21 protein-coding genes are annotated in these 21,307 nt (G+C 63.1%); 7 read left to right on the top strand and 14 right to left on the bottom strand.

Going from position 1 to position 21,307, the window contains the following annotated elements:
- Nucleotides 1-5 precede the first annotated feature (5 nt).
- The 7 genes from AB3X99_RS37700 to AB3X99_RS37670 all read right to left on the bottom strand — a co-directional run bounded on the left by AB3X99_RS37700 (nt 6) and on the right by AB3X99_RS37670 (nt 7,985).
- Nucleotides 6-1,181 carry an aromatic ring-hydroxylating dioxygenase subunit alpha gene (locus AB3X99_RS37700; RefSeq protein WP_368619876.1) on the bottom strand — a complete coding sequence of 392 codons (1,176 nt, stop codon included), beginning with the start codon at nt 1,179-1,181 and terminating at the stop codon, nt 6-8.
- 9 nt (nt 1,182-1,190) lie between these two features.
- Entirely contained in the window at nt 1,191-1,964 is a 774-nt protein-coding gene (locus tag AB3X99_RS37695) for a siderophore ferric iron reductase (RefSeq protein WP_368619875.1), read from the bottom strand.
- A 1-nt stretch (nt 1,965) separates the two neighbouring features.
- Entirely contained in the window at nt 1,966-3,831 is a 1,866-nt protein-coding gene (locus AB3X99_RS37690; RefSeq protein WP_368619889.1) for an IucA/IucC family siderophore biosynthesis protein, read from the bottom strand.
- Between the two features lie 48 nt (nt 3,832-3,879).
- Nucleotides 3,880-4,479: a GNAT family N-acetyltransferase gene (locus AB3X99_RS37685; RefSeq protein ID WP_368619874.1), complete on the bottom strand. Its 600-nt coding sequence runs from the start codon at nt 4,477-4,479 to the stop codon at nt 3,880-3,882.
- Complete coding sequence (locus tag AB3X99_RS37680; protein ID WP_368619873.1) at nt 4,469-5,692, bottom strand: MFS transporter; 1,224 nt, start codon at nt 5,690-5,692, stop codon at nt 4,469-4,471. The genes AB3X99_RS37685 and AB3X99_RS37680 overlap by 11 nt, the downstream gene beginning before the upstream one ends.
- Nucleotides 5,689-7,044, bottom strand: a complete 1,356-nt coding sequence (locus tag AB3X99_RS37675) for a lysine N(6)-hydroxylase/L-ornithine N(5)-oxygenase family protein (protein WP_368619872.1) — start codon at nt 7,042-7,044, stop codon at nt 5,689-5,691. The genes AB3X99_RS37680 and AB3X99_RS37675 overlap by 4 nt, the downstream gene beginning before the upstream one ends.
- A 473-nt stretch (nt 7,045-7,517) precedes the next feature.
- The gene (locus AB3X99_RS37670; RefSeq protein ID WP_368619871.1) at nt 7,518-7,985 is read right to left on the bottom strand and encodes a YaiI/YqxD family protein; all 468 of its coding nucleotides are present in this window, start codon (nt 7,983-7,985) and stop codon (nt 7,518-7,520) included.
- A 197-nt stretch (nt 7,986-8,182) separates the two neighbouring features.
- Here AB3X99_RS37670 and arcD point away from each other — a divergent pair, with 197 nt between their 5' ends.
- Nucleotides 8,183-9,646 carry an arginine-ornithine antiporter gene (gene arcD, locus AB3X99_RS37665; protein ID WP_342947552.1) on the top strand — a complete coding sequence of 488 codons (1,464 nt, stop codon included), beginning with the start codon at nt 8,183-8,185 and terminating at the stop codon, nt 9,644-9,646.
- Nucleotides 9,647-9,829: 183 nt separating this feature from the next.
- Here the strand turns inward: arcD and fghA are convergent, their stop codons facing one another.
- From fghA to frmR, 4 genes are read right to left on the bottom strand one after another with little or no spacing between them, the layout of a single operon-like run.
- Nucleotides 9,830-10,660, bottom strand: a complete 831-nt coding sequence (fghA, locus tag AB3X99_RS37660) for an S-formylglutathione hydrolase (RefSeq protein WP_368619870.1) — start codon at nt 10,658-10,660, stop codon at nt 9,830-9,832.
- A gap of 7 nt (nt 10,661-10,667) precedes the next feature.
- Complete coding sequence (locus tag AB3X99_RS37655) at nt 10,668-10,958, bottom strand: hypothetical protein (RefSeq protein ID WP_342947550.1); 291 nt, start codon at nt 10,956-10,958, stop codon at nt 10,668-10,670.
- A 22-nt stretch (nt 10,959-10,980) separates the two neighbouring features.
- Complete coding sequence (locus AB3X99_RS37650; protein ID WP_342947549.1) at nt 10,981-12,090, bottom strand: S-(hydroxymethyl)glutathione dehydrogenase/class III alcohol dehydrogenase; 1,110 nt, start codon at nt 12,088-12,090, stop codon at nt 10,981-10,983.
- 59 nt (nt 12,091-12,149) lie between these two features.
- Nucleotides 12,150-12,422: a formaldehyde-responsive transcriptional repressor FrmR gene (gene frmR, locus AB3X99_RS37645; RefSeq protein ID WP_028203886.1), complete on the bottom strand. Its 273-nt coding sequence runs from the start codon at nt 12,420-12,422 to the stop codon at nt 12,150-12,152.
- A gap of 244 nt (nt 12,423-12,666) precedes the next feature.
- Between frmR and AB3X99_RS37640 the strand changes: the two genes are divergently transcribed.
- On the top strand, nt 12,667-13,290 hold the full coding sequence (locus AB3X99_RS37640; protein ID WP_342947548.1) for a hypothetical protein: 624 nt from the start codon (nt 12,667-12,669) through the stop codon (nt 13,288-13,290).
- 76 nt (nt 13,291-13,366) lie between these two features.
- On the opposite strand, the gene AB3X99_RS37635 is transcribed toward AB3X99_RS37640, so the two are convergent.
- Nucleotides 13,367-15,229: a PAS domain S-box protein gene (locus AB3X99_RS37635; protein WP_368619869.1), complete on the bottom strand. Its 1,863-nt coding sequence runs from the start codon at nt 15,227-15,229 to the stop codon at nt 13,367-13,369.
- Nucleotides 15,229-16,281, bottom strand: coding sequence for an ABC transporter substrate-binding protein (locus AB3X99_RS37630; RefSeq protein ID WP_368619868.1), 1,053 nt, complete (start codon nt 16,279-16,281; stop codon nt 15,229-15,231). Before AB3X99_RS37630 ends, AB3X99_RS37635 begins: the two co-directional genes overlap by 1 nt.
- Between AB3X99_RS37630 and AB3X99_RS37625 the strand changes: the two genes are divergently transcribed.
- From AB3X99_RS37625 to AB3X99_RS37605, 5 genes are all read left to right on the top strand, one after another.
- Nucleotides 16,280-16,948: a hypothetical protein gene (locus AB3X99_RS37625; RefSeq protein WP_368619867.1), complete on the top strand. Its 669-nt coding sequence runs from the start codon at nt 16,280-16,282 to the stop codon at nt 16,946-16,948. The two genes, AB3X99_RS37630 and AB3X99_RS37625, sit on opposite strands and share 2 nt — an antisense overlap.
- Nucleotides 16,949-17,092: 144 nt before the next feature.
- Nucleotides 17,093-18,604: a histidine kinase gene (locus AB3X99_RS37620; protein WP_368605294.1), complete on the top strand. Its 1,512-nt coding sequence runs from the start codon at nt 17,093-17,095 to the stop codon at nt 18,602-18,604.
- Nucleotides 18,579-19,211: a response regulator transcription factor gene (locus tag AB3X99_RS37615; protein WP_069263858.1), complete on the top strand. Its 633-nt coding sequence runs from the start codon at nt 18,579-18,581 to the stop codon at nt 19,209-19,211. Before AB3X99_RS37620 ends, AB3X99_RS37615 begins: the two co-directional genes overlap by 26 nt.
- A 105-nt stretch (nt 19,212-19,316) precedes the next feature.
- Nucleotides 19,317-19,598 (top strand): hypothetical protein, encoded by a 282-nt coding sequence (locus tag AB3X99_RS37610; protein ID WP_368619866.1) that lies wholly within the window; start codon nt 19,317-19,319, stop codon nt 19,596-19,598.
- Between the two features lie 30 nt (nt 19,599-19,628).
- Entirely contained in the window at nt 19,629-19,841 is a 213-nt protein-coding gene (locus AB3X99_RS37605) for a hypothetical protein (RefSeq protein WP_028203895.1), read from the top strand.
- Between the two features lie 180 nt (nt 19,842-20,021).
- On the opposite strand, the gene AB3X99_RS37600 is transcribed toward AB3X99_RS37605, so the two are convergent.
- Nucleotides 20,022-21,176, bottom strand: a complete 1,155-nt coding sequence (locus AB3X99_RS37600) for an AraC family transcriptional regulator ligand-binding domain-containing protein (protein ID WP_368619865.1) — start codon at nt 21,174-21,176, stop codon at nt 20,022-20,024.
- Nucleotides 21,177-21,307 lie beyond the last annotated feature (131 nt).

Below are 21,307 nucleotides of genomic sequence, written 5' to 3'. Positions count from 1 at the left end.
ATGGCTCATTCGAGCGGTCCCGCGAGGGCGCGCCGATACCACGCATGGAAATGGCGCATGCCGTCTTCGAGCGGCGACTGATACGGCCCGGCGTCGCTGATGCCGCGCCGGTGGAGCCGCAGTCGTCCCGCATCCATACGCTCGGCGATCTCGTCGTCCTCGATCATCGTCTCCAGATACGCCGCGCGTTGAGCTTCGATGAATTCGCGTTCGAATGCCGCGATTTCTTCGGGGTAGTAGAACTCCACCACGTTGAGCGTTTCCTGCGGGCTCTTCGGATACAGCGTCGAGACCACGAGCACGTGCGGGTAGAGCTCGATCATCTGCGTGGGGAAATACGCGAGCCAGATGGCGCCGAACTCGGGCGCCTCGCCGCCGCGATAATCGAGCAATCGATCGTGCCACGCGCGATAGATTTCCGAACCCGGCTGCGCAAGCGCGGCGTGTACGCCCACGCGCTGCATGCTGTACGTTTCGGCGAATTCCCAGTCGAGCGTGTCGCAGGCCACGAAGCGCCCGAGGCCTGGGTGGAATGGCGCGACGTGATAATCCTCCAGATAGACTTCGATAAAGGTTTTCCAGTTGTACCGGCAAGTATGCGTTTCGACGTGATCGAGCACGTACCCGGAGAAGTCGAACTCGGGGCGCATGAACACGCGCGCCATGTCGCGCGCGGGCTCGCGGGGTCCCTCATAGAGCATCCCATGACAATTTCGCAGTTCGAAACGTTCGAGATTGCGGCACGGCTTGCGCTCGAACTCGGGCGCGCCGATCAACTCGCCGCCAGGCGCGTACGTCCAGCGATGCAAAGGACATACGATGTTGCCGCCGCTCGCGGCGAGATTGCCTTGCGCAGGCGGGCCGCCGCTCGCAGCGACGTTGCCGGCCTTGCCGCCCAGCATGAGCGACTGGCGATGACGGCAGACGTTCGAGAGCAATTGCACGCCGTGTTCGCCGCGCACCAGCACGCGGCCGCCTTCGTCCTGCGGCAGGTGCCGCCAGTCGCCGCGCTCGGGCACCGACTGTTCGTGGCCCACGTATAGCGCCGAGTGAGCGAAGATACGCGCCATCTCGCGCTCGAACAGCGTCTCGTCGAAATAGGCGCTCGCGGGCAATTGCGCATGCACCTCCTCCGTATCGGTCGGCAGCGCGAGATGCGCGAGGTCACTGATATCGTTCATCGGTCGGTTTCATCCTGTTTCGTGTTGCGCGTTCAGGCGCACGATGCGTTCATGCTTTGCGAGCCGCGGGCAGGTGCTGCAGAGTTCGCCGTCGCGGCGGCGATAGTGGTAACAGCAGGTGCGCCGCTCCAGCGCGAGTGCGTTTGCGCCGTCCGTGCGCGAAAACGGGAAATAGCCTGAGCAGCCTTGCAGGCCGAGCGCTGCGAGCCACTGCTGGCCATGCGCCTCGACCTGTGCGTCGCTCCATTCGGGACGCGCCTTGCGTGCCGCTAGTAGTGCGGCGAGCACTACGTCGGCTTGCGTGGCACGCGCTGCTGCCGGATTCAGGCGAATCACCGGCATCAACTCGTCGTGCATCTGCTCGCAGCACGAGACGATTTCGCGTGCGGCGTGCGTGATCGATGCGTGCGTGTCGCCCTGCGCCGGTTCGTGATCGCGTATGCGGACCTCGCGGGTCCAGCCCTCGGCAATGGGTTGCGCGATGTCCGCAAGCGAGAGCGACACGCCTGCCGCATGCACTCCGATCACGCTCAAGTAGAGCGGTTGCCAGATCAGGATGCCCCAGCAGCGCGACGACCAGTACGGGCGGCCCGCTTCAGGGTAGGTGCGCGACCAGAAGGCAACGAGCGCATCGAGCGCAGCGCGATTGGCGTCCCCGCCAGGCGGCGCCGGGCGCGTATGCACGATGCCTTGCGCGGGGCGCGCGGCTACCACGCCCCGCAACCCCGGTACGAGCCGCGCGGCGAGCTGCAGCATGTCGTCGAGCGCGCGGTTTGCCGCCATGCTATGCCGCGACCGCTTCGGCGTTCATGCCATTCGCTTGCGCGGCGTCTCGCGCCGCGCCGCGCCTGCCCGCCAGCGGGTTCTGCAGATTGCCCGCCATCTTCAGATTGCCCGCGGGATCGGCGAGATTGACCATCTGCAGGTTGTTGCCGAGTTGCAGACGGTTCAGGCACGAGTGCAGGAACTCGGGCGCGAAGAGGTCGTATTCGGCGTATTTTCGCGCGAGTTGCGGGTGCTCGTCCTGATAGCGTGCAACGCAGCGCGCCACCGTGTCCCAGAAGACGTCTTCCGTGCAGCAGCCGTGCTCGACGAGTACCTGATTCATGTAGCGGAAGAAGCCATCGAACACGTCGATGAAGATCGCGAGCAGCTTGACGCGCTCGGGCACGTCCACGGCGAGGCGCTTGACGTTTTCCGGAAGCTGCGCATCCTTGTTGAGGATGGCGGATTCTTCCGCAATGTCCTTCATGATCGCGCGCACGGGCACATGGTTTTCAAGCACGAGGATGAGATTTTCGCCGTGCGGCATGAACACGAGATCGTGTGCGTAGAAGCAATGGACGAGGGGCGCGAGATATGCCTCCATGTAGCGCTCGAGCCAGGCTTGCGCCGTGAGCCCCGAAGCCTCGATCAGCGCCGGCAGCAGCGCTGCGCCATGGCGGTCCGTATGCAGCAGCGCGGCCATGGTCATGAGCCGCTGGCCGTCTCCCGCGAGACTGAGCGGATTCTCGCGCCAGAGCGCCGAAAACATCTTCTTGTAGGGGCTGTCCACCTGGACGGCCGCTTCGTAATAGCGATTGCGAAAGCCGATGGACGCGACTTCGCGCAGGATGGTGAGCCCTTTGCCTTGCAGATACGCGTCGCTCGCCACGAGGCCTTTGATGAAGTCGTTGATGGCGGGCGTGCCCGACATGTAGTACGGCGAGAGTCCGCGCATGAAGCCCATGTTGAGAATCGAGAGCGACGTCTTCACATAGCGTTTCGAACGGTCCGAGAGATTGAAGAACGTGCGGATCGATTGCTGGGCCTGATAACGGTCCGCGCCGAAGCCAAGGCAAACGATGCGGTTGGTCGCGACATAACTTGCAAACGCGATCGAGAGTTTGTTGAACCACTGCCACGGGTGCGCCGGCATCAACCGATAGTCGGCGAAGTCCACGCCGCGCGCTTCGACGATCGAGCGAAAGCGCGCGATGGTCTCCACGCCCAGTTCTTCTGCCATGAGCTGTTCGTAGTCGAGGTCGGCTGAGCTGTGGAACGCGGCGTTCTCCTTGTGCACGGCGAGCCAGACGATTTGAATCGGCGAGCCTGCCTCGGGCGCGAACGCGCGATAGTCGCCCGCGTCGAAGCCGAGCCTGCCGTTGTTGGCGACGAAGCCTGGATGGCCCTCGCTCATCGCGGTTTCGATCGACTGGAAATCGGCATCGAGGAGTTCGGCTGTGTCCGGGCCATCTTTCACCGCTTTATAGGCTGCGCCATACAGCGTGCTGCTGATTTCATCGAGGTAGATGGGCAGCATCTCCTCCTTGATGCCAAGCCGCGCTTTCACGTCGAGGATGAAGGCGAGGGCGTCGAGCGGTTGCGGCGCGCCGTCCTGCGAGCACACGATGGTCTCGGGGCGAATGCTCCAGTGGCGCAGTGCGAGCAGGCGCGCGTCGAAGGTGTAGACGCGGGTACCGTCGTCGGATTCGAGCGCATAGCGCGCGTAGTGCTCGCCGGGCGCATCGCCCACACGCTGTGGCTCGACGATCAGCTCGTGCGCGTACTCGGCAATGGCCTTGCGCACCAACATGCGGTTCGCGTGCTGCCACACCTCGGGTATGAGGTGGGCGGTAGCCTCATGGGGCGTGAGGAGCACATGTTGCATGGAAGCCTGGGTTGCGACGTGATTCATGTTGCGATGTCCTTATGGAATTTAGTGATCCTGCGTAATGGCGGCGTAAAAAGCGGATCGCGTGCAGAAAGCGAGCGAGGCGGTCTTCTCGCGAAACGCGACGTCCTTCGTATACACGAAGCCCATCGCGCGATTCAGGGCGTGGATGCGTGCGTTGCGCGCATCCGGCTCGACGACGATGCGCTGCGCGCCAAGGCGCTCGAACAGGAACGCCATGAGCGTTTCGAATACGTGGCGCGTGTAGCCCGATATGCGCCGGGCCGCGGGGCCGACGAACAGATGCATGCCGAGGTCGCCCTCGCACACGTCGTAGTGCTCGCCGATCTCTTCGTGAGCCGGGTCGTAGGTTTCGAACAGGAAGGCGGGTACGCCATCCTGCGAACCGAGCCAGGCGCGCGCGTGCCCCGAGTCCTCGATAGCCTGATAGAACGCGGCCACCTCCGTCACGCTCTTGTCGCGCATGTTCCAGAACGCGGCGCGTTCTTCGATGAACCAGCGGTGCAGCGTGGGCGCGTCGCGTTGCGCGTCGAGCGGGCGGATGTGAAAGGCCTCGGGCATGGCCATGCGTGCAGCCGGGACATGACACAGCGCGATTTCGTCGGCAGCGATTTCAGTTCGCACGGGCGGTGACTCCTGTTTCGGCAATCGGGTTGGAAAGGGCCGAGTCCTGGGCGCGCGGCCGGGCGAGCAGCCACACGCTCGCGAGCGCCGTGAAAACGAGGCCCACGGACGCCACGAAGAACGGCGCACGCAAGCCGGCTTCGTCGACGATCGCGCCGGCCGCGAACGAAGCCAGCAGCACGCCGAGGTTCTGGAAGAAGTTGATGACGCTGTAGTCGGCGGCATACGAGGCGGGCGTGCTCAGTGCGAACATCGTCACGTCGAGCTTCACGACGATCTGGAACAGCGCCCAGCCGAACATCACGCGGCCCACGACGATCCACAGCGGCGCCTCCACGCCTTGCAGCAGCATGCCGGCGGTGCACAGCAGCAGGTTCGCGAGCATGTGATCGGGCACGCGCTTGCCCTGGGTGGCGAGGCGCTTGTTCAGGCGCAGCGCGACGAGCGCGACCATGCCGGGAATGGCGAACACGAGCCCCGGAACCAGTTCGCCGGGCGCATGAGTGACGGCTTGCCAGTACGACGCCATGAACGGCCGGATGAGATACACGCAGAAGTCGAACGCGAGCATGAGCAGTGCGAGACGCAGGATCGGCATGCGCGCACCCAGGCCCGCCTTGACCGGTGCTTCGTCGGCAGAATCCGCAAACCGGCAGCGCCGCGCAATGCGGTGGGTGCGGATCAGGGCAAGGCAGATCGCCATCTGCACGAAGTCGCCGGCGGCCATCGCGAAGATGCAGTGATGCGCGTCCCAGACCTGCATGACGAAGCCGCCCGCCACCGCGCCCGCAATCGCGCCGAAGTGCACCACCACCGAAAGCACGCCGATGGTATGCGCATGCGATTCTTTCGCTTCGAGGCGCATCATGTACGGGTACATCAGCAGGTAGCTGCTTTTGCACATGAACATCGCGAGCGAGAGTACCCAGAAGAGCGGCACCGTCGCCGCGAAATAGCTCGCGACCGAAAGCACGCCCGCGGCGCACTGCGTATAAACGAGCAGATGCATGGCGTCGAGGCGCTTCGCAATGCGCGCCCAGAGCGGCAGCGTGAGCATCACGACAATGGAGATGAACGCCACGTAAGCGCCCGCATGCACGGGACTCGTCACGCCATAGCGCGCGGCGAAGAACTGCGGGTAGAAGGGGATCAGGATCGCATCGCTGACGACGGCGAAGGTCGTCATCAGGATGATCGTGCTGCGCAGCTTCATTGCGCCTCCAGCGGCATCTTCACGAACGCTTCCGTGTCCGGCACCGAGAAGTCCTGCAGCGCGATGCGCCGCTCGATCTTGTAGTGCTCCACACCGGTCAGCTCGCGCAGAATGCAGGAGTTGCGATAGCAGCTCATGCCGAGGTCGGGGTTGGTCAGGCCGTGGCTGTAGAGCCCTGCGTTCTGCACGAAGATCTCGCGCCCGCTTACGTCGATTGCATAGTTGCGCGAGAGCCTGTAGCGCCCCTTGTCGTCCCAGCGGATGCGTGCGCGAATGCCCTCGATGAAGCCGGGCACGTTCTGCCCATAGCCGGTCGCGAAGATCGCGCCGTCCGTCACGTGGGTGTATTGCACGCCCTCGTCGCGTTGCACGAAGCGCAGGTGAAAGCGGTCTTCGATACGGTCGTGACGACAGGCGCTCAACTCGGAATTGGTGATGAGTCGCGCGCTGTTGCAGCCGCGGCTGCGGCGGTCGTCGAGCAGGTCATAAATCTGGTTGATGAGCGAGGCGTTCACGCCTTTGTAGAGACTGTCCTGCTTGGCAATGATGTTTTCGCGCACGCCATCCGGCAGGTTGTAGAAGTAGTCGATATAGTCGGGCGAGATCATTTCCAGCGTGAGCTTCGTATTTTCCATCTGGAAGAAACGCGGCGAACGCGTGATCCACGTGAGCGTGTAGTCGTGCTCGTCGCTTTCCTTGAGCAGGTCGTAGAAAATCTCGGCTGCACTCTGGCCGCTGCCGATCACGGCAATCGAGCGCTTTTGCTGCAGCTCGGCTTTGCACGCCACGTAATGCGCGCTATGGATGCAGCGCTCGCGCAGCTCGGCGCAGCACGGCGGCAATTGCGGCACGGAACCCACGCCGATCACGAGGCGCGCGGCGCGATGCATGAACGGCTGGCCGGTGCGCACGTGCCGCCCGCGCACCAGGTAATGGCCTTGCTGCGTGTCGTATTCAACGTGTTCCACGCTCGAGCCGAACGCGATGCTCGACAGTTGGCTGATAGCCCATTTGCAGTAGCGGTTATATTCGGCGCGGCTTAGATAAAAGCGCTCGCGAATGTAATACGCATAGAGCTTGCCTTCCTGCTTGCAGTAGTTGAGGAAGCTGAACTTGCTTTTGGGATCCGCGAGGCTGACGAGATCGGCGAGAAATGGGTTTTGCAGCGTCGTGTCGTCGATCAGCATGCCCGGGTGCCAGTCGAAGTCCTCGTTGCGTTCGAGGAAGAGGCCGCGCAGATCGCGGATCGGATCGGCGAGGCAGGCGAGACTCAGATTGAACGGCCCGAGGCCGATCGCCACGAAGTCGAGCACGGGCGAGGTTGGACCTGGTTTGACATTAGTTGTACTCATGATTGAACTTTCACCTGGAGCGGAAAGGACCATGTCGGGTTACCTCATCGAAGGACCAAGACGGCGAGAAGGCTAACGAGGCGCAACGCGCAACCGTTTACGCGGCGCGTGACGCTTCGATGAGAATGAGAGTGATTCGCGTTTGATGATCATAGGAAAGACGCCGCCCAATGGCAAGAGCGAAACGCACAGCGTTGAGGACGACGAACTATCGTGTCTGCCCAATACGCATCGAGCCTGGCAGGGGCGATCCGCGGCAAAGTCCGGCTGGGCTGGGGCGGGCGGGGGATCGGCTTGTTTCGGGAGGCAGCGGGGTTCGCGGTCGCGCCGCCTCATTTTTGGCGTCAAATCACCTGACAAAAACCCTGCGCTTTGCAGGGGTTAGCGGCGCGCAGGAAATATTTCGGCTCTAATCGCGCGCGATTCGCGTGTGCGGGACCACGACGATCCCAAACGTCTCGCGCCTTCTGCGCTCACTCAGTCTTGCGCGGCGGCGGGCTATGCCGCGCGAGAAATCGATCGAGCTGGCCGGCGAACACCTTGCTGTCACGCGCGCTGAACGGCGCCGGACCGCCCGTTTCGATGCCTGCATTGCGCAGTTGATCCATCACGTCGCGCATCGTCAGCCGTTCCTGAATGTTTTCGCGCGTAAACCAGTTGCCGCGCGGATCGAGCGCTTGCGCGTTCTTTTCGAGCACTGCGGCGGCAAGCGGTATGTCGGCGGTAATCACGAGGTCGCCGGCCTCGACCAGTTCGACGATACGGGCGTCAGCCGCGTCGAAACCCGCCGGCACCTGAATCGACTTGATAAAGGGCGGCGGCGGTGTGCGCAGATATTGGTTTGCCACCAGCGTCACCAGGACTTCGGCACGCCGCGCGGCACGAAACAACATGTCCTTGATGACGGCGGGGCAGGCGTCAGCGTCGACCAGCACTTGCATGTAGGGAATCCCGGCACAGTAAAGCGCGATCATATCGCAATGCCGGCGATGCGCCGTGCATTGCCCGACGTTTCCTGTCGTTTCCTGTCGCATTCCGAATGCACCGCGTTTTCCTTGCATTTGCCTGCATACCTGCCAACATTGATTTCGCAATGGAGCCGGATACGCCGACCTGACACTGCGAAGACGGAGCGGATATGAGCGACGCCACCCACGGGTTCGATGCCGCTGGGGAACACAGGGAGACAAACGGGCTGCGACTGGGTGCGCTCGTTGCCCTCGTCGTGGGCTCGATGATCGGCGGCGGCATCTTTTCGTTGCCGCAGAATATGGCCGCTTCCGCGGGTGTGGGCGCCGTACTGATTGGCTGGGTCATTACGGCCTTCGGCATGCTGGCCCTCGCGCTCGTATTTCAGACACTCGCCAACCGCAAGCCGAATCTCGATGGCGGCGTCTACGCATACGCCAAGGCCGGATTCGGCAATTACATGGGCTTCGCCTCGGCCTGGGGCTACTGGATCAGCGCGTGGCTCGGCAACGTCGGGTACTACGTGCTGTTATTCAGTACGCTCGGGTATTTCTTCCCTGTATTCGGCGAAGGCAATACGTTACCCGCAATCGCCTGCTCCTCGGTGCTGCTGTGGAGCGTGCATTTTCTGGTGCTGCGGGGCATCAAGGAAGCGAGTTTCATCAATCAGTTCACGACGATTGCGAAGATCGTTCCACTCGTCCTGTTCATTCTGATCTGCCTCCTCGCGTTTCGGCTGGATGTCTTCTCGGCCGATATCTGGGCGCGCTCGAATCCGGCGCTGGGCGGTGTGCTGGATCAGGTCCGAAACATGATGCTCGTCACGGTCTGGGTGTTCGTCGGCATCGAGGGGGCGACCGTTTTCTCGGCACGTGCCGCGGATCGCAAGAGCGTCGGCAAGGCCACGGTGATCGGATTTTTCGTCGTGCTTCTCGTGCTGGTGCTCGTCAATGTGCTGGCGCTCGGCATCATGACGCAGCGTCAACTCGCGGGGCTGAAGAATCCCTCGATGGCAGGCGTGCTTGAACACGTTATCGGACATTGGGGCGTGGTGCTGGTGAGCGTGGGGCTTGCCATTTCGTTGGCCGGCGCGCTGCTTTCGTGGGTCATGCTGTGTGCGGAGATTCTGTTTTCGGCCGCGCGCGACCGCACGATGCCCGCGTTCCTGCGCAAGGAAAACGCGAGACAGGTGCCGGCCAACGCGTTATGGCTGACCAACGGCATGGTGCAGCTGTTTCTGCTCATCACGCTGGTGTCGAAGGGCACGTATCTCTCGCTCATCTATCTCGCCACCTCGATGATTCTCGTGCCTTACTTCTGGTCGGCGACGTACGCGCTGCTGCTTGCCATTCGCGGCGAGACTTACGAGTTGTCGCGACCGGAACGCCGCAGGGATTTGGTGATTGCTGCGGTTTCCGTGCTCTACGCTGTCTGGCTGCTTTATGCGGGCGGCGTGAAATACCTTCTCCTTTCGTCGCTGCTTTATGCGCCGAGCGTCGTCTTGTTCGCCAAGGCGCGGCGCGAGGCCGGGGAGAACGTATTTACGCATCTGGAGAAATTCGTATTCGCGGCCGTGCTCGTTGCCGCGATCGTGGCAGGCTACGGCTTGTATCGCGGGCTGCTGAGCCTTTGATTGGGCCGCCGATAGTCGAAAGGGACGCTTATACCAGCAGACACCATAGCGCGAGGAGCGGAGTGGCGCCCGAGCGCATGGCGTGCAGGCTGTTGGGCGGATTGCGAGCAGCGAAACCCGAGTTGCAAGTCATAGGAAAGCGCGCCCGTCCGCCGAAACCAGCGAACGGGCGCGCAACGCGTTTCAAGCCAGCGCTTTGGCGTGAAAGGCCATATGCTCGCCGATAAAGCTGGCGATGAAGTAATAGCTATGGTCGTAGCCTTCACGAACGTTGAGCGTCAACGGTTGTCCCGCCTTTGCGCAGGCAGCCTGCAGCAATTCCGGCCGTAGCTGCGCATTGAGGAATTCGTCGCCGCCGCCTTGTTCGACGAGTAGCGGCAAGCGTTCGCGCGCGCTGCCGACCAACGCCACGGCGTCATACTGGTTCCACGCCTCGCGGTCATCGCCGAGGTAGGCGGTGAGCGCTTTTTCGCCCCACGGCACCTGGCTCGGCGCGACGATCGGCGAGAATGCGGATACGCTGCGATAGCGGCCCGGATTGCGCAGTGCAACCACCAGCGCGCCGTGCCCGCCCATCGAATGCCCGCTGATCGAGCGCGCCTCGCTCGCCGCAAAACCCGCCTCGACGAGGGCGGGCAATTCGGAGACCACGTAGTCGTACATGCGGAAATGCTTCGCCCACGGTTCCCGCGTGGCGTTCACGTAGAAGCCCGCGCCCTGGCCGAGATCGTAGTCGGGCGAATCGGGCACATCGCTGCCACGCGGACTGGTGTCCGGCGCGACGACGATGATCCTGTGCTCCGCCGCGTAGCGTTGCACGCCCGCCTTGGTGATGAAATTCTGTTCCGTGCAGGTCAGGCCCGAAAGCCAGTACAACACGGGACATTTCTGCCCGCGCATGGCAGCCTCGGGCAGATAGATGCCAAACTTCATGTCGCCGCCAACGGTGGACGAGGCGTGCTTCCAGACCTCCTGGCTGCCGCCGTGGCTGACGTGTCGTTCAATGCGCTCCATAAGCGTTTCAGGCCTCCCGGTAAGTGCCTTTGGCTTTCGCAGCCTGAGTGGAGAGAATGTCCATGAGCGCGGGGCTCAGACAACCGTACGGCTCGAGGCCCTTGTCGCGCAGCGTCTGGCGCACGTTGGCCATGGCCGAAGGCGGTGTGCCGCTCTCGATGATCGAGGACACGAAGGCTGCGAAGCCGGGGCCGTCCCAGCCCGCGTCTTTCGACGGGCAGCGCAGCGTGCCGCCCGCGAAGCTTTCGGCGCCTTTCTGGATGCCGCGGTCAACCGTGGGGTGAATGGCCGAGGCCATGGTCTGCCTCCTTCCTTGCGTGTCAGTAGTGCACGACGGTCCGGATCGATTTGCCCTCGTGCATCAAGTCGAACGCTTCGTTGATGCCCGAGAGCGGCTTCGTGTGGGTGACGAACGGCGCGAGCTGGATCTTGCCCGCCATCGCGTCTTCGACCATGCCCGGCAGTTGCGAGCGTCCTTTCACGCCGCCGAAGGCCGTGCCGAGCCAGCGGCGGCCGGTCACGAGCTGGAACGGGCGCGTGGAGATTTCCTGACCCGCGCCAGCCACGCCGATGACGACCGACTGGCCCCAGCCACGATGCGCGCATTCGAGCGCCGCACGCATCACGTTGACGTTGCCGATACATTCGAAGCTGTGATCCACGCCCCAGCCCGTCATGTCGACGATCACCTGCTGGATGGGCTTCTCGTGATCCTTGGGGTTTACGCAGTCGGTGGCGCCAAAGGCGCGCGCCAGATCGAACTTGCCCGGATTGGTGTCGATGGCGATGATGCGGCCGGCCTTGGCGAGCTTCGCGCCCTGGATCACAGCAAGTCCGATGCCGCCCAGGCCGAACACGGCGACGCTATCGCCTTCCTGCACCTTGGCGGTGTTCTTCACCGCGCCCAGACCCGTGGTCACGCCGCAGCCCAGCAGGCACACCTGCTCGGGATTGGCTTGCGAGTTGATTTTGGCGAGAGAGACTTCGGCCACCACGGTGTACTCGCTGAACGTGGAGCAGCCCATGTAGTGATAGAGCGGCTGGCCGTTGTAGCTGAAACGGCTTGTGCCATCGGGCATCACGCCCTTGCCCTGGGTCGCGCGCACGGACACGCACAGATTGGTCTTGCCGCTCTTGCAGAACAGACACTCGCCGCATTCGGCGGTGTAGAGCGGGATGACGTGATCGCCGGGCTTCACGCTGGTGACGCCCTCACCCACTTCCACGACGATCCCGGCGCCCTCGTGGCCGAGCACGACGGGGAAGAGGCCTTCCGGGTCGTCGCCGGAGAGCGTGAAGGCATCGGTATGACAAACGCCGGTATGCGTGATCTTGACCAGCACCTCGCCCTTGCGGGGCGGTTCGACGTCGATCTCGACGATCTCGAGGGGCTTGCCCGGCCCAAACGCAACTGCAGCACGCGATTTCATAGTAGTCCTGTAAAAAAAGAAGGTCGGCCGAATCGGCGCGGGAAAAATCCCGCGGTGAGCTAGCGTAAATAGGTTCGAACGAGGGTCACGACATCGTCGATCGATCCCGGGGACTCCGCTGATCCCGCAAGGTGGGTAAATTCTTCGCGCAGGTGGCTTTCGAGCACACCGGCCATCACGCCGTTGATCGCGCCGCGAATCGCCGCCAGTTGCTGGAGCACCGGCGCGCAATCGGCGCCTTCCTCCAGCGCGCGCTCGAGCGCGTCCAGCTGGCCGCGAACCTTGCGCACGCGCGTGAGCACGCGCTTCTTTTCTTCGGGGGAATGGGGCATGACGGCATCGATTGAAGATACTGTGGGGCAGTATAGGCGAATACTGGCAGGGAGTATACGTTTGCATCGATGTTGCCAACGTGATGCCAGGTGAATATCGGGGCTGTTCCCGCAGGGCATGCGGCGCATAATGAGCCCGTGATGCGCAGTTTCGAGGACCTCGTGCCTTACCTGCTGTATCTGCGACCATCGACATTCGTGAGGAATATTCTCCGAGCATTGCGCTGCGCGCAAAGGAGCAGGGGTGAACCGCACGCAGGGACGCTTCGTCGAATTATGGTCGCGCAGCGGGGGCGCGCGCGCCGAGGCCGTCTATGCCGATCTCGCGCGCCGTTATGGCGAGGCGGGGCGGCACTACCACACGCTGCGCCACGTGCACCGCTGCCTGCGCGATTTCGACCGGGCGCGCGAGGCGATTGCGCATGGCAATCTCGTGGAGCTTGCGCTGTGGTGCCACGACGTGATCTATGTTCCGGGCGCTCAGGACAATGAGGAGCGCAGCGCGCAGTGGCTGCGGCGCTGCGCAGACGATCGCATCGCGGCTTGCGAGCGCATTTGCGAAGCGATTCTCGCGACCCGGCATACCCGCGCGCCGGATGAACTGGATGCGCGCTTCGCGTGCGACATCGATCTCGCGTCACTGGGCGCACCGCGCCGCCAGTTTCAGGACAACGGCATGCGCCTGAGAGCCGAACGCCCGGACCTGGACGACCACGCCTACGCCATGCACGAGCGGCGGATGCTGGAGACGCTGCTCGCGCGCCCGCGCATCTACCTGACCGATTACTTTCATTCGCATTGCGAGGCCGCGGCACGCGCCAATCTCGCGTGGCGGCTGGCACAGCCGACGCCGGGCGCCGGGACATGAGGCCAGGTTGGCAAATCAGGGAAACGACCATCAGGATTTCGCATCTAGCGAAAAGCGCCAGGCAGACGAGGCATGACTAGCGGAGTTCGCTATCGGCGGGCAGCGCTCGACTGACGTTTTCCGTCGTCTCGTTGAACACGATGCGAACCGTCGATCCCGGCCCGTCCCGGCTTTCGATATGAAACTGCGCGCCGATCATCCGTGCGCGCTCCTGCATGCCTTGCAGTCCATACGAATCCCCACGGATCGCCTTCGCCACGTCGAACCCGTTGCCGTCGTCATGGACCTCGAGTTCGAAGTGGTTATGGATGCAACGCAGGACGACCTCGGCATGCGAGGCCTGCGCGTGGCGGCTGACATTGGTGAGCGCCTCCTGGACGATGCGGAACACCGCCGTCGCGCGGTCGTCGCTCAATGAAGGTTCGCGGCCTTCGAGCAGGAACGTGCAGACCGTTGCGTTGTGTCGGGTGAAGTCCTGAACGAGCCATTCGAGTGCCGACAGGAGCCCGAAATTCAGCGCGGCCGGTCGCAGGTGACTCGCGACGTTGCGCACGATGTCGATGGTGCGTTCAGCCAGCCCGCCGATGTCGCCCACCTTTTGTTGCCACTCGGCGCCCTGGCTCAGCGCAAGCTTGAGCAAGGAGACATTGATCTTGATCGCGGTGAGCAACTGGCCCAGTTCGTCGTGGATCGTCATGGCGATCTGCCGCCGCTCCTCTTCGCGGATCGACTCCTGGTGGGACGAAAGCTGGCGCAACTGTTCGCGCGAATGGCGAAGCAGCTGCTCGGTTCGCGTGCGCTCGCGCACTTCTTCCTCGAGCTGATCGCGATGGCGCGTGAGGATCTCCATCGCCTGCTTGCGGCCCGAGATATCGGTCAACTGTCCTTCGAGGCATTGGGGGCCCGCGCCGTCGTAGCGTATGCCGCGGGCATTGAGCTGACACCAGACCGCGGTGCCGTCGGCGCGAGTCAGCTCGATTTCCAGGCCCGCGATCTTGCCGGTCAATTGCAGCATCGCGAAGAGTTGGGCGGTTTTCCCGCTGGAAAACGGCTGGGGCTTGGCATGAACTGCGCCCGCGTCGTCGCGTGGCGCCGTGATCATGCCTTGAACGTCGCGGTAGCCGAGCAACTGGGCCATCGCGGGATTGGCGTCGCACAGTTTGCCATTGCGATCGAGCACGAAGAATCCTTCGAGTGAATTCTCGATGATGCTCCGGTACTTGCGCTCGCTCTCCCTGAGCGATGCCGTCGAGTCGCGCAGCCGCTCCGCCATCACGTTGACACGCGCGGCCAGCCGGCCCAGCTCGACACTGGATTCGATGGCGCAGCGGCTGTCCAGATCGCCTGACGCGATGCGGTCGACCATTTCTTCCAGGCGCCGGATGGGCTCGCGCACGAGGTGTTTGAGGAGCAGAAAGGTCGTGACGTACACCACGGCGAGCACGAGCGCGAGCGTTCCCAGCACCGCTGCGCGCGCGGCCTCGAAACCCCGGTCGGCGGCGGCCCGCGTCAGGACCACGCGGACCTCGCCGATCTTTTCTGGCGGCGCATTGCCGGGTGGCGTGAATTCTATCGGCCGCACGCGAACCACGCGCGCCTGCGGGTCGGGCATCGGCGCATTGCTCGCATCGGCCAGCACGCCATAGTTGGTCGCGGTCACGGTGAAGCTCACCACCTCCGGATTCGGTTTGAGCACATTCAGTTGCCGTGTGATCGCGTCGCGATCGACATTCCAGAGCGGCTGCGCGAGCGACTGGCTGAGGAGATCGGCAATGCGGTTCGCACGTTCGTCGAGTTCCGCGATCCGGCCTTCGCGCGCATGCTCGAGCAGGAAGAACGCCGACGTGCCCGCCACCAGCGTACAGAGCACCAGCAGCGAGAGCATGAGCTGCGCATGCAGGCTGCGTGGGAAGCGGGCACGCAACAGGGTTTGCAGCATTACGCGGCCTTTGAAGCGGAATCGAGCAGGGTGTCGAGATCGAACGTGTAGGCGCCCACACGCCGGCTTTGCACGCGCGAGAAACGGCTGAAGTCGGGAGACGTGCGGCCTTGAAAGGCAATCTCGGCGTAACGCCTGGCGTCGCTGCTGTCGAGCACCTTCAGATAGTCGAGCCGCTGGCGCGGTCCGCCCACTTGCGCAAAGTCCGCGCCGTAGTGGTAGTCGTGAATGAGGACCAGCGCGCATGCGCCGATGAACTGGTCGCCTGCAACGATCGCGGCCAGGTCGCCGCGAATGACCGAAGCCACGGCTTCGGGCAGCGCACCGAGCCCGCCGACGATGGTGGACAGATGCCGCTCCTGCACTGCACTCAATGCACCAAGCGTCATCGAATCGTTGGCAGCCCAAAGGATATTGGCATCCGGGTAGCGCGAGAGCAGCACGCGCGCCTTGTCGCGGCCGTCGGAAAAACTCCAGTCCCCATAGACGAGCTGATCGATGCGGTCCTGCGGCCGGCGCGCCAGCGCGGCCTGCACCCCGGCGGCGCGCTCGGCAGAGACCGGCGTGGCAGGGTCGCCGGTAATGCCGATCACGCGGGCGGGGCCGCTGCCGTTCGAACGGATCAGGCAATCCATGAGGCGAAAGCTGCCGCGCCCGGCATCGGCGGTGACGGTGCCGATCCAGTTCGCGATCCGTTCGCGCTCGTTGCCGGTCTGGGCACGCTGGGCTTCGGTCAGATCGTTGTGGATCAACAGCACTTTGGCGCTCGAGCGTGCCAGCGTTTGCAGCATCTGCGGCGCGGCCATCTTTTCGTTGACGATCACCACATAGTCGGGCGCCGCTGTACGTGCCGCTACGGATTCGGCCTGGCGAAGCATCAGCAGATGATCGCGCTCCGCGTAGAGCACTTCCAGCTGCATGCCAAAGCGTTTTGCAGTCGCGGCCATGAAGCGCGAGACGAGTTGCCAGTGCTGGCCCGTATCGTGTTCCACGCTTTCGCCCGGATTCAGGAATACGACGCTTGCTGGCCCACGGCTGACCGGCAACGCCATGGTCGCCCGCATCGTTATCAGGCTCGCGCCTATACCGACGCATTGCGCGATCATCTGTCTTCTGTTCATACGAAATCAGCGTATGCCATGCGCGGCATTGTGTGGAACCGAACGGTCAGTCGCGCGCAGCATAACGCGACGTAATCTCGCCGACAATCCGCTTTACTTCGGGCCAGGACGGAAATTCCCGGCAGACATTCAAGGGTGCGATTGCGCCTCGAAGTCCGCCATTCAGGATTTCCCGACACAAGATTCAGGGTTCCCCTTTACCGTTTGCAGTCGAAGACGACTGCACGCGATCATTGGCGGGCTCATCATGACGTCAGCAAAATTCGAAGCTTGGCAGAGGCGACGCGCGATGATTTCCGAGTGGGGCGACCGTAAGGCGCGCGTGCAGGACGTGAACTCGATCTGCATGCGCCTGTTCGATACGTGGTGCGAATCCCGCAATCTCATGCCGCTGGCTTATTTGATGCACTGCTGGCCGCTGCCGGACAGCCGCGCGGGCACGATACGGCGCTTGCAGGAAAGCATGAAAGACTTGCGCCGCAACCATGCGGACAAGCTCGATCTGTATGCGTTATCGGCGCTTGGCGAACTCGCACGCACTCTCGACGAACTGATCGACCGTGCGGAAATTTCCGCGAGGCAGTCGTTCGCTACGTAAGGTACCTGGAACATAGAGGGCTAACGGGCTAACGGGGCGCGCAATCCGTATTACCTGCATACGTGATAAAGGGTTGCCGAAGGGCCATGGCTTTGGCGACGAGGACAAAACAAAGTAACCAGGGCCGGAGCAACCGTGGGCAAGATGACTGACTCGCAGGCCACGACAACGAACCCCTGCACGATACTGGTCGCGGGCGGTACGCCGAACGAGACCCGCTTGATCGCCGACCACCTCGTATGGGAGGGCTTCGAGGTGCTCGCCGCGAACAGCGGCCTCGAGGTGCTGGAGCGTTCGTACGTTTCCCAGCCCGAACTGATTCTGCTCGATTCAGAGGCCGCCAGTGTGGGCGCCCTCGCCACCTGCCGCAGCCTGAAGTCGGATGCGCGCACGCGCGATATTCCCGTGGTGCTCATGATGCCGGCAGGCCATCATCGAAATCTCGCCGATGGCCTCAGCGCCGGCGCAGCCGACCATGTGCGCAAGCCCGTGCTCGTCGAGGAGCTGGTGGCCAGGGTCCGCACGCACATCGCGTTGCGGTCGGCCCACCGGCAACTCGCCATGCAGCAGCGCGGGCTCAACGCGTGCGAAACGCGCTTTCGCGCGATCGTCGAATCGGGCCCGGTGGCCATGGGCATCACCTCGATGCCCGACGGCCAACTGCTCTATGCCAACGCACGGTTTCGCGAACTGCTGCGCCTTGATGAAGCGGCGCGCGCGAACGTCAATATCGTCGACTTCTACGTCGATCCGCTGGAGCGCGAAAGACTCGTGCGCTGTCTCGCGGCCCAAGGCAGCTTCAGCGACGCGGAGGTGAATCTGCGTCGGCCGGACGGGACGCAGTTCTGGGCCATGGCGACGGCACGGCTGTCGAACTACGATGGCGCACCGGCCATTTACGTCGGCCTGCACGACATTTCCGGCCGCAAGCGCGTGGAAGACGAACTCGTGCGCTCGCGCGAGCAGCAGCGGGCCCTGTCGGCTTATCTGGAGGGCATGCGCGAAGACGAGCGCAAGCGCAGCGCGCTGGAGATTCAGGACGAACTCGGCCAGTTGCTGACGGCGCTGAAAATGGACGTCTCGCTTCTGCGGATGCGGCTCACCGACGATCCCGAGGCCGTCGGCCGGGCCGACGACATGCGCGAACTGGTCGAAGGCACGATCTGGATGGTCCGCAACGTGGCAAGCCACCTGCGGCCCGCGGCGCTCAACTTCGGCCTCGTTTCGGCGCTCGAATGGCTCACCAGTCAATGGAGCCGGCACAACGCCATCCCGTGCGAACTGCACATGGCAAGCGGCGAGCCGGCCTTGTCGGACATGCAGGCCACGGCGCTCTTCCGGATCGTCGAGGCGGCGCTGACGAACGTCGCGCGCCACGCGGCGGCGCAGCGCGTCGAGCTCACGCTCAGCACCGGGCCCGGCTCGCTCGACTTGCGTGTGCGCGACGACGGCCGCGGCTTCGACGTGGCCGCCGCGTATGCAAGGTACGCATACGGTCTGCTTGGCATGACAGAGCGCGCGAGGCTGATTGGTGGTACGTTGAGCATCGACAGTCAGCCCTGCAAAGACCTGACCATCGGCATTGCGTCTGGCACCACGATTTCGATCCACGTTCCGCTCGAAGACCCCCATGATCAGAATACTCATCGCCGATGACCATGCCATCGTGCGTGGCGGACTCAAGCAGATCCTCGCGACGACTGCCGACATGGTCGTGACGGCGGAGGCCGGGCAGGGCTCGGAGGTGATCGAAAAGCTGCGGACCTGCGAAGTCGACCTGCTGCTGCTGGACATGACGATGCCGGGCATCAGCGGCGTCGATCTCATCCGCCGCGTGCGCGCCGAGGAACCTGCGTTGCCGGTGCTCGTGCTCAGCATCCACAACGAAGCCCAGGTCGCGTCGCGCGCGCTGCGGGCCGGCGCGACAGGCTACGTGACGAAGGACAGCGATCCGGAAGTGCTGCTGGCCGCGATTCGCAAGCTCGCGGACGGCGGGCGCTTTATCGACCCGAAACTCGTCGACGCCATGGTGTTCGAGAAGCATTCGGGCGATGTGCCCCCGCACGAAGTGCTCTCGGACCGCGAGTTCCAGGTGTTGCAGATGCTCGCGTCGGGCAAGAGCATCAACGATATCGCCGATGCGTGCGCGCTCAGCGCCAAGACGATCAGCACCCACAAGATGCGGCTGATGCAAAAACTCGGGCTGGGCAATAACGCGGAGGTGATCCGCTATGCGATCCGGCATGGGCTGGTGGGCGAGTAACGCGCGGTCGTGCGCGGCGAGAAGGAAATCCTGACAAACGAACCGGACAATCCCGAGGGAACTATCTACCCGTCCCGATGGCGGCCGGTTTAACGGCTGTCTACGATGATTTCACCTAAAGCGTGGGGGGCGGCGATGGCGGTGCGGCAGTCGTTAGGGGCAGCAGTCGTGAAGTGGCTGAACCCCACCAGCAGGCAGACAGTGCGGGTCGTGACGGTGCATCGTGCGCCGTCCGGGCGGATCGCGAGCGTGTTCATCGAGGCGCAGACAGCGGACGGACCGCGCGCGCTGTTTTTCTTCCGCCATCCCGACCGTGGATGGCAGGTGTTTCCACCCGATATCCTGCGTCCTTCGATGGGCGCAGCACGTGTCGCGACAAGCATATAGCGGCAGTCAGGCCGCGAGCGGAGATTGCGCATGGAAGAGATCGCGCCAGACGAATTGCCGTCACCCTATGAAACGAAGCTGCGCGAGTGGATGAGCCGGTGGTACGACCACGCCATTGCGCAAGGGCTCGTGCGTCCGCCGTTTTTGCTCGACGACGCCAAGGCCGAGCGCCTCGAAGGCTATTTCGCCGCCGGACTGACGCCATCGGAAGGTGCGCAGGCCTTCTTCGGACCGGCGCACTGACCTGCGCCTTCGTGACGGCGCGTCGAGCGCTCATGCGGCCTCGATCTGAGCATCCACGTGTATTGCGTAGTGCGCTCTGTTCATCGAACTCATCGTGATTTCGACGCGCGTGTTCGCTTTCTGTCTGGTCCCGAATATTCGATCGTGTACAGCGCAGGCGCGGTTTGCCCAGAAGGCTCACTAGAGCCTGCAGTTTTCGAACTTGTAGCGCGAAGGAGACTTGCCGCTGTTCTCGAGAAAGAAACGCGAGAACGCGCAGGGAGAAGAAAAGCCGAGAAGATCGCTCACCGCGGCAACCGAATAATCGGCCAACGGCAGCAACCGCCGTGCCTCCTCGAGGCGCGCATGAGACAGGATAGCCTGGAAGTTCGTCCCTTCAATCTGCAGGCGCCGGTGCAGCGTCGAGCGTGAAATGCCAAGGCGGCCGCAGACTTCTTCCATGGGGTTCGCAAATGGCAGACCGGCATGCGCCTCACGAATCATCTTCGTCACGAAATCTTCGATTCTCGAAGAAAACGAATGGCCCACAACGAAGCGTCTGATATCGGCATCGGCCTGCCCGCAGAGAATGTTTTCGGTGATCTCGTTGTACCTGCAATACGGCAGGTCTGCCGCTCCGGTTTTCATCAGCATGCGGTTGCGGCTCTGCCTGAATTTCACCGTCGCGCCACACAGGTGCGAGAGCTGGGAGACGGGCGCAAACGCCTCTCCGGTCAACTCGATCTGGGTGGGATAGGGCTCGTCGTCGTTGTACTGTTCGGCGAGTCGAATGAGCAGCAGAAAATTATAGAAAGCGCTCGATGAACTTCTGCCCGCGCCGTCCAGAACGTATTCGAATTCGAATGTCTGGCCTGCCCGCTTTACCTTCACGGTATCGACATTTCCGATCAACACCCGGTAGCGCAGAAACTGGTCAAAGGCCTTCGTCAACGTCGGGCTGTTCGTGACGATGGCCAATAAGGTGCTGATGGGGGCGCGAAACGAATAACTGGAAAAGATTTCGAGCCGCTCCGAAGCCTTGTAGCCAGGCTCCAGCAGATTGAGCATGGCAATGTGCTTGTGTGCGGGGATGCGCCCGTCCGGATGGGCGAGTTCCGCCTCGGTGATGCCGGTGAGGCGCGTGAAATCGTGCGGTGACATGCCGTGCTCGACGGCGGACTTGAGCGAGAGTTGGGCAAGGACGTTTGAAACGGTCTTTTGATCGGTCGTCATGGGGGACACCATGGAACGGAGAAACGTCGCCTCGGCTAACCGCTGGTAGCTGGTGACTTTAGCATCCTTGCTGCAATCCTCAAACGGCCCGATGGGGCCAGATATCGAATCCGCATGAACCACTGCGCGGGCGCTGTGAGCGAGTGCGAAGGCTCGAAAACTGCCTGTAAGGTAACGACGGAATGGCAAACGGAGCAGGGTTAAGGCAAACCCTGATACTGCGACGCAAAGTTAAGTTCTGCGACGGCACGATA

Source organism: Paraburkholderia sp. BR10882 (genome assembly GCF_040948855.1).
In the GTDB taxonomy this organism is placed as follows: Bacteria; Pseudomonadota; Gammaproteobacteria; order Burkholderiales; family Burkholderiaceae; genus Paraburkholderia; species Paraburkholderia nodosa_A.
This window is presented reverse-complemented; position numbering and strand designations above follow the sequence as displayed.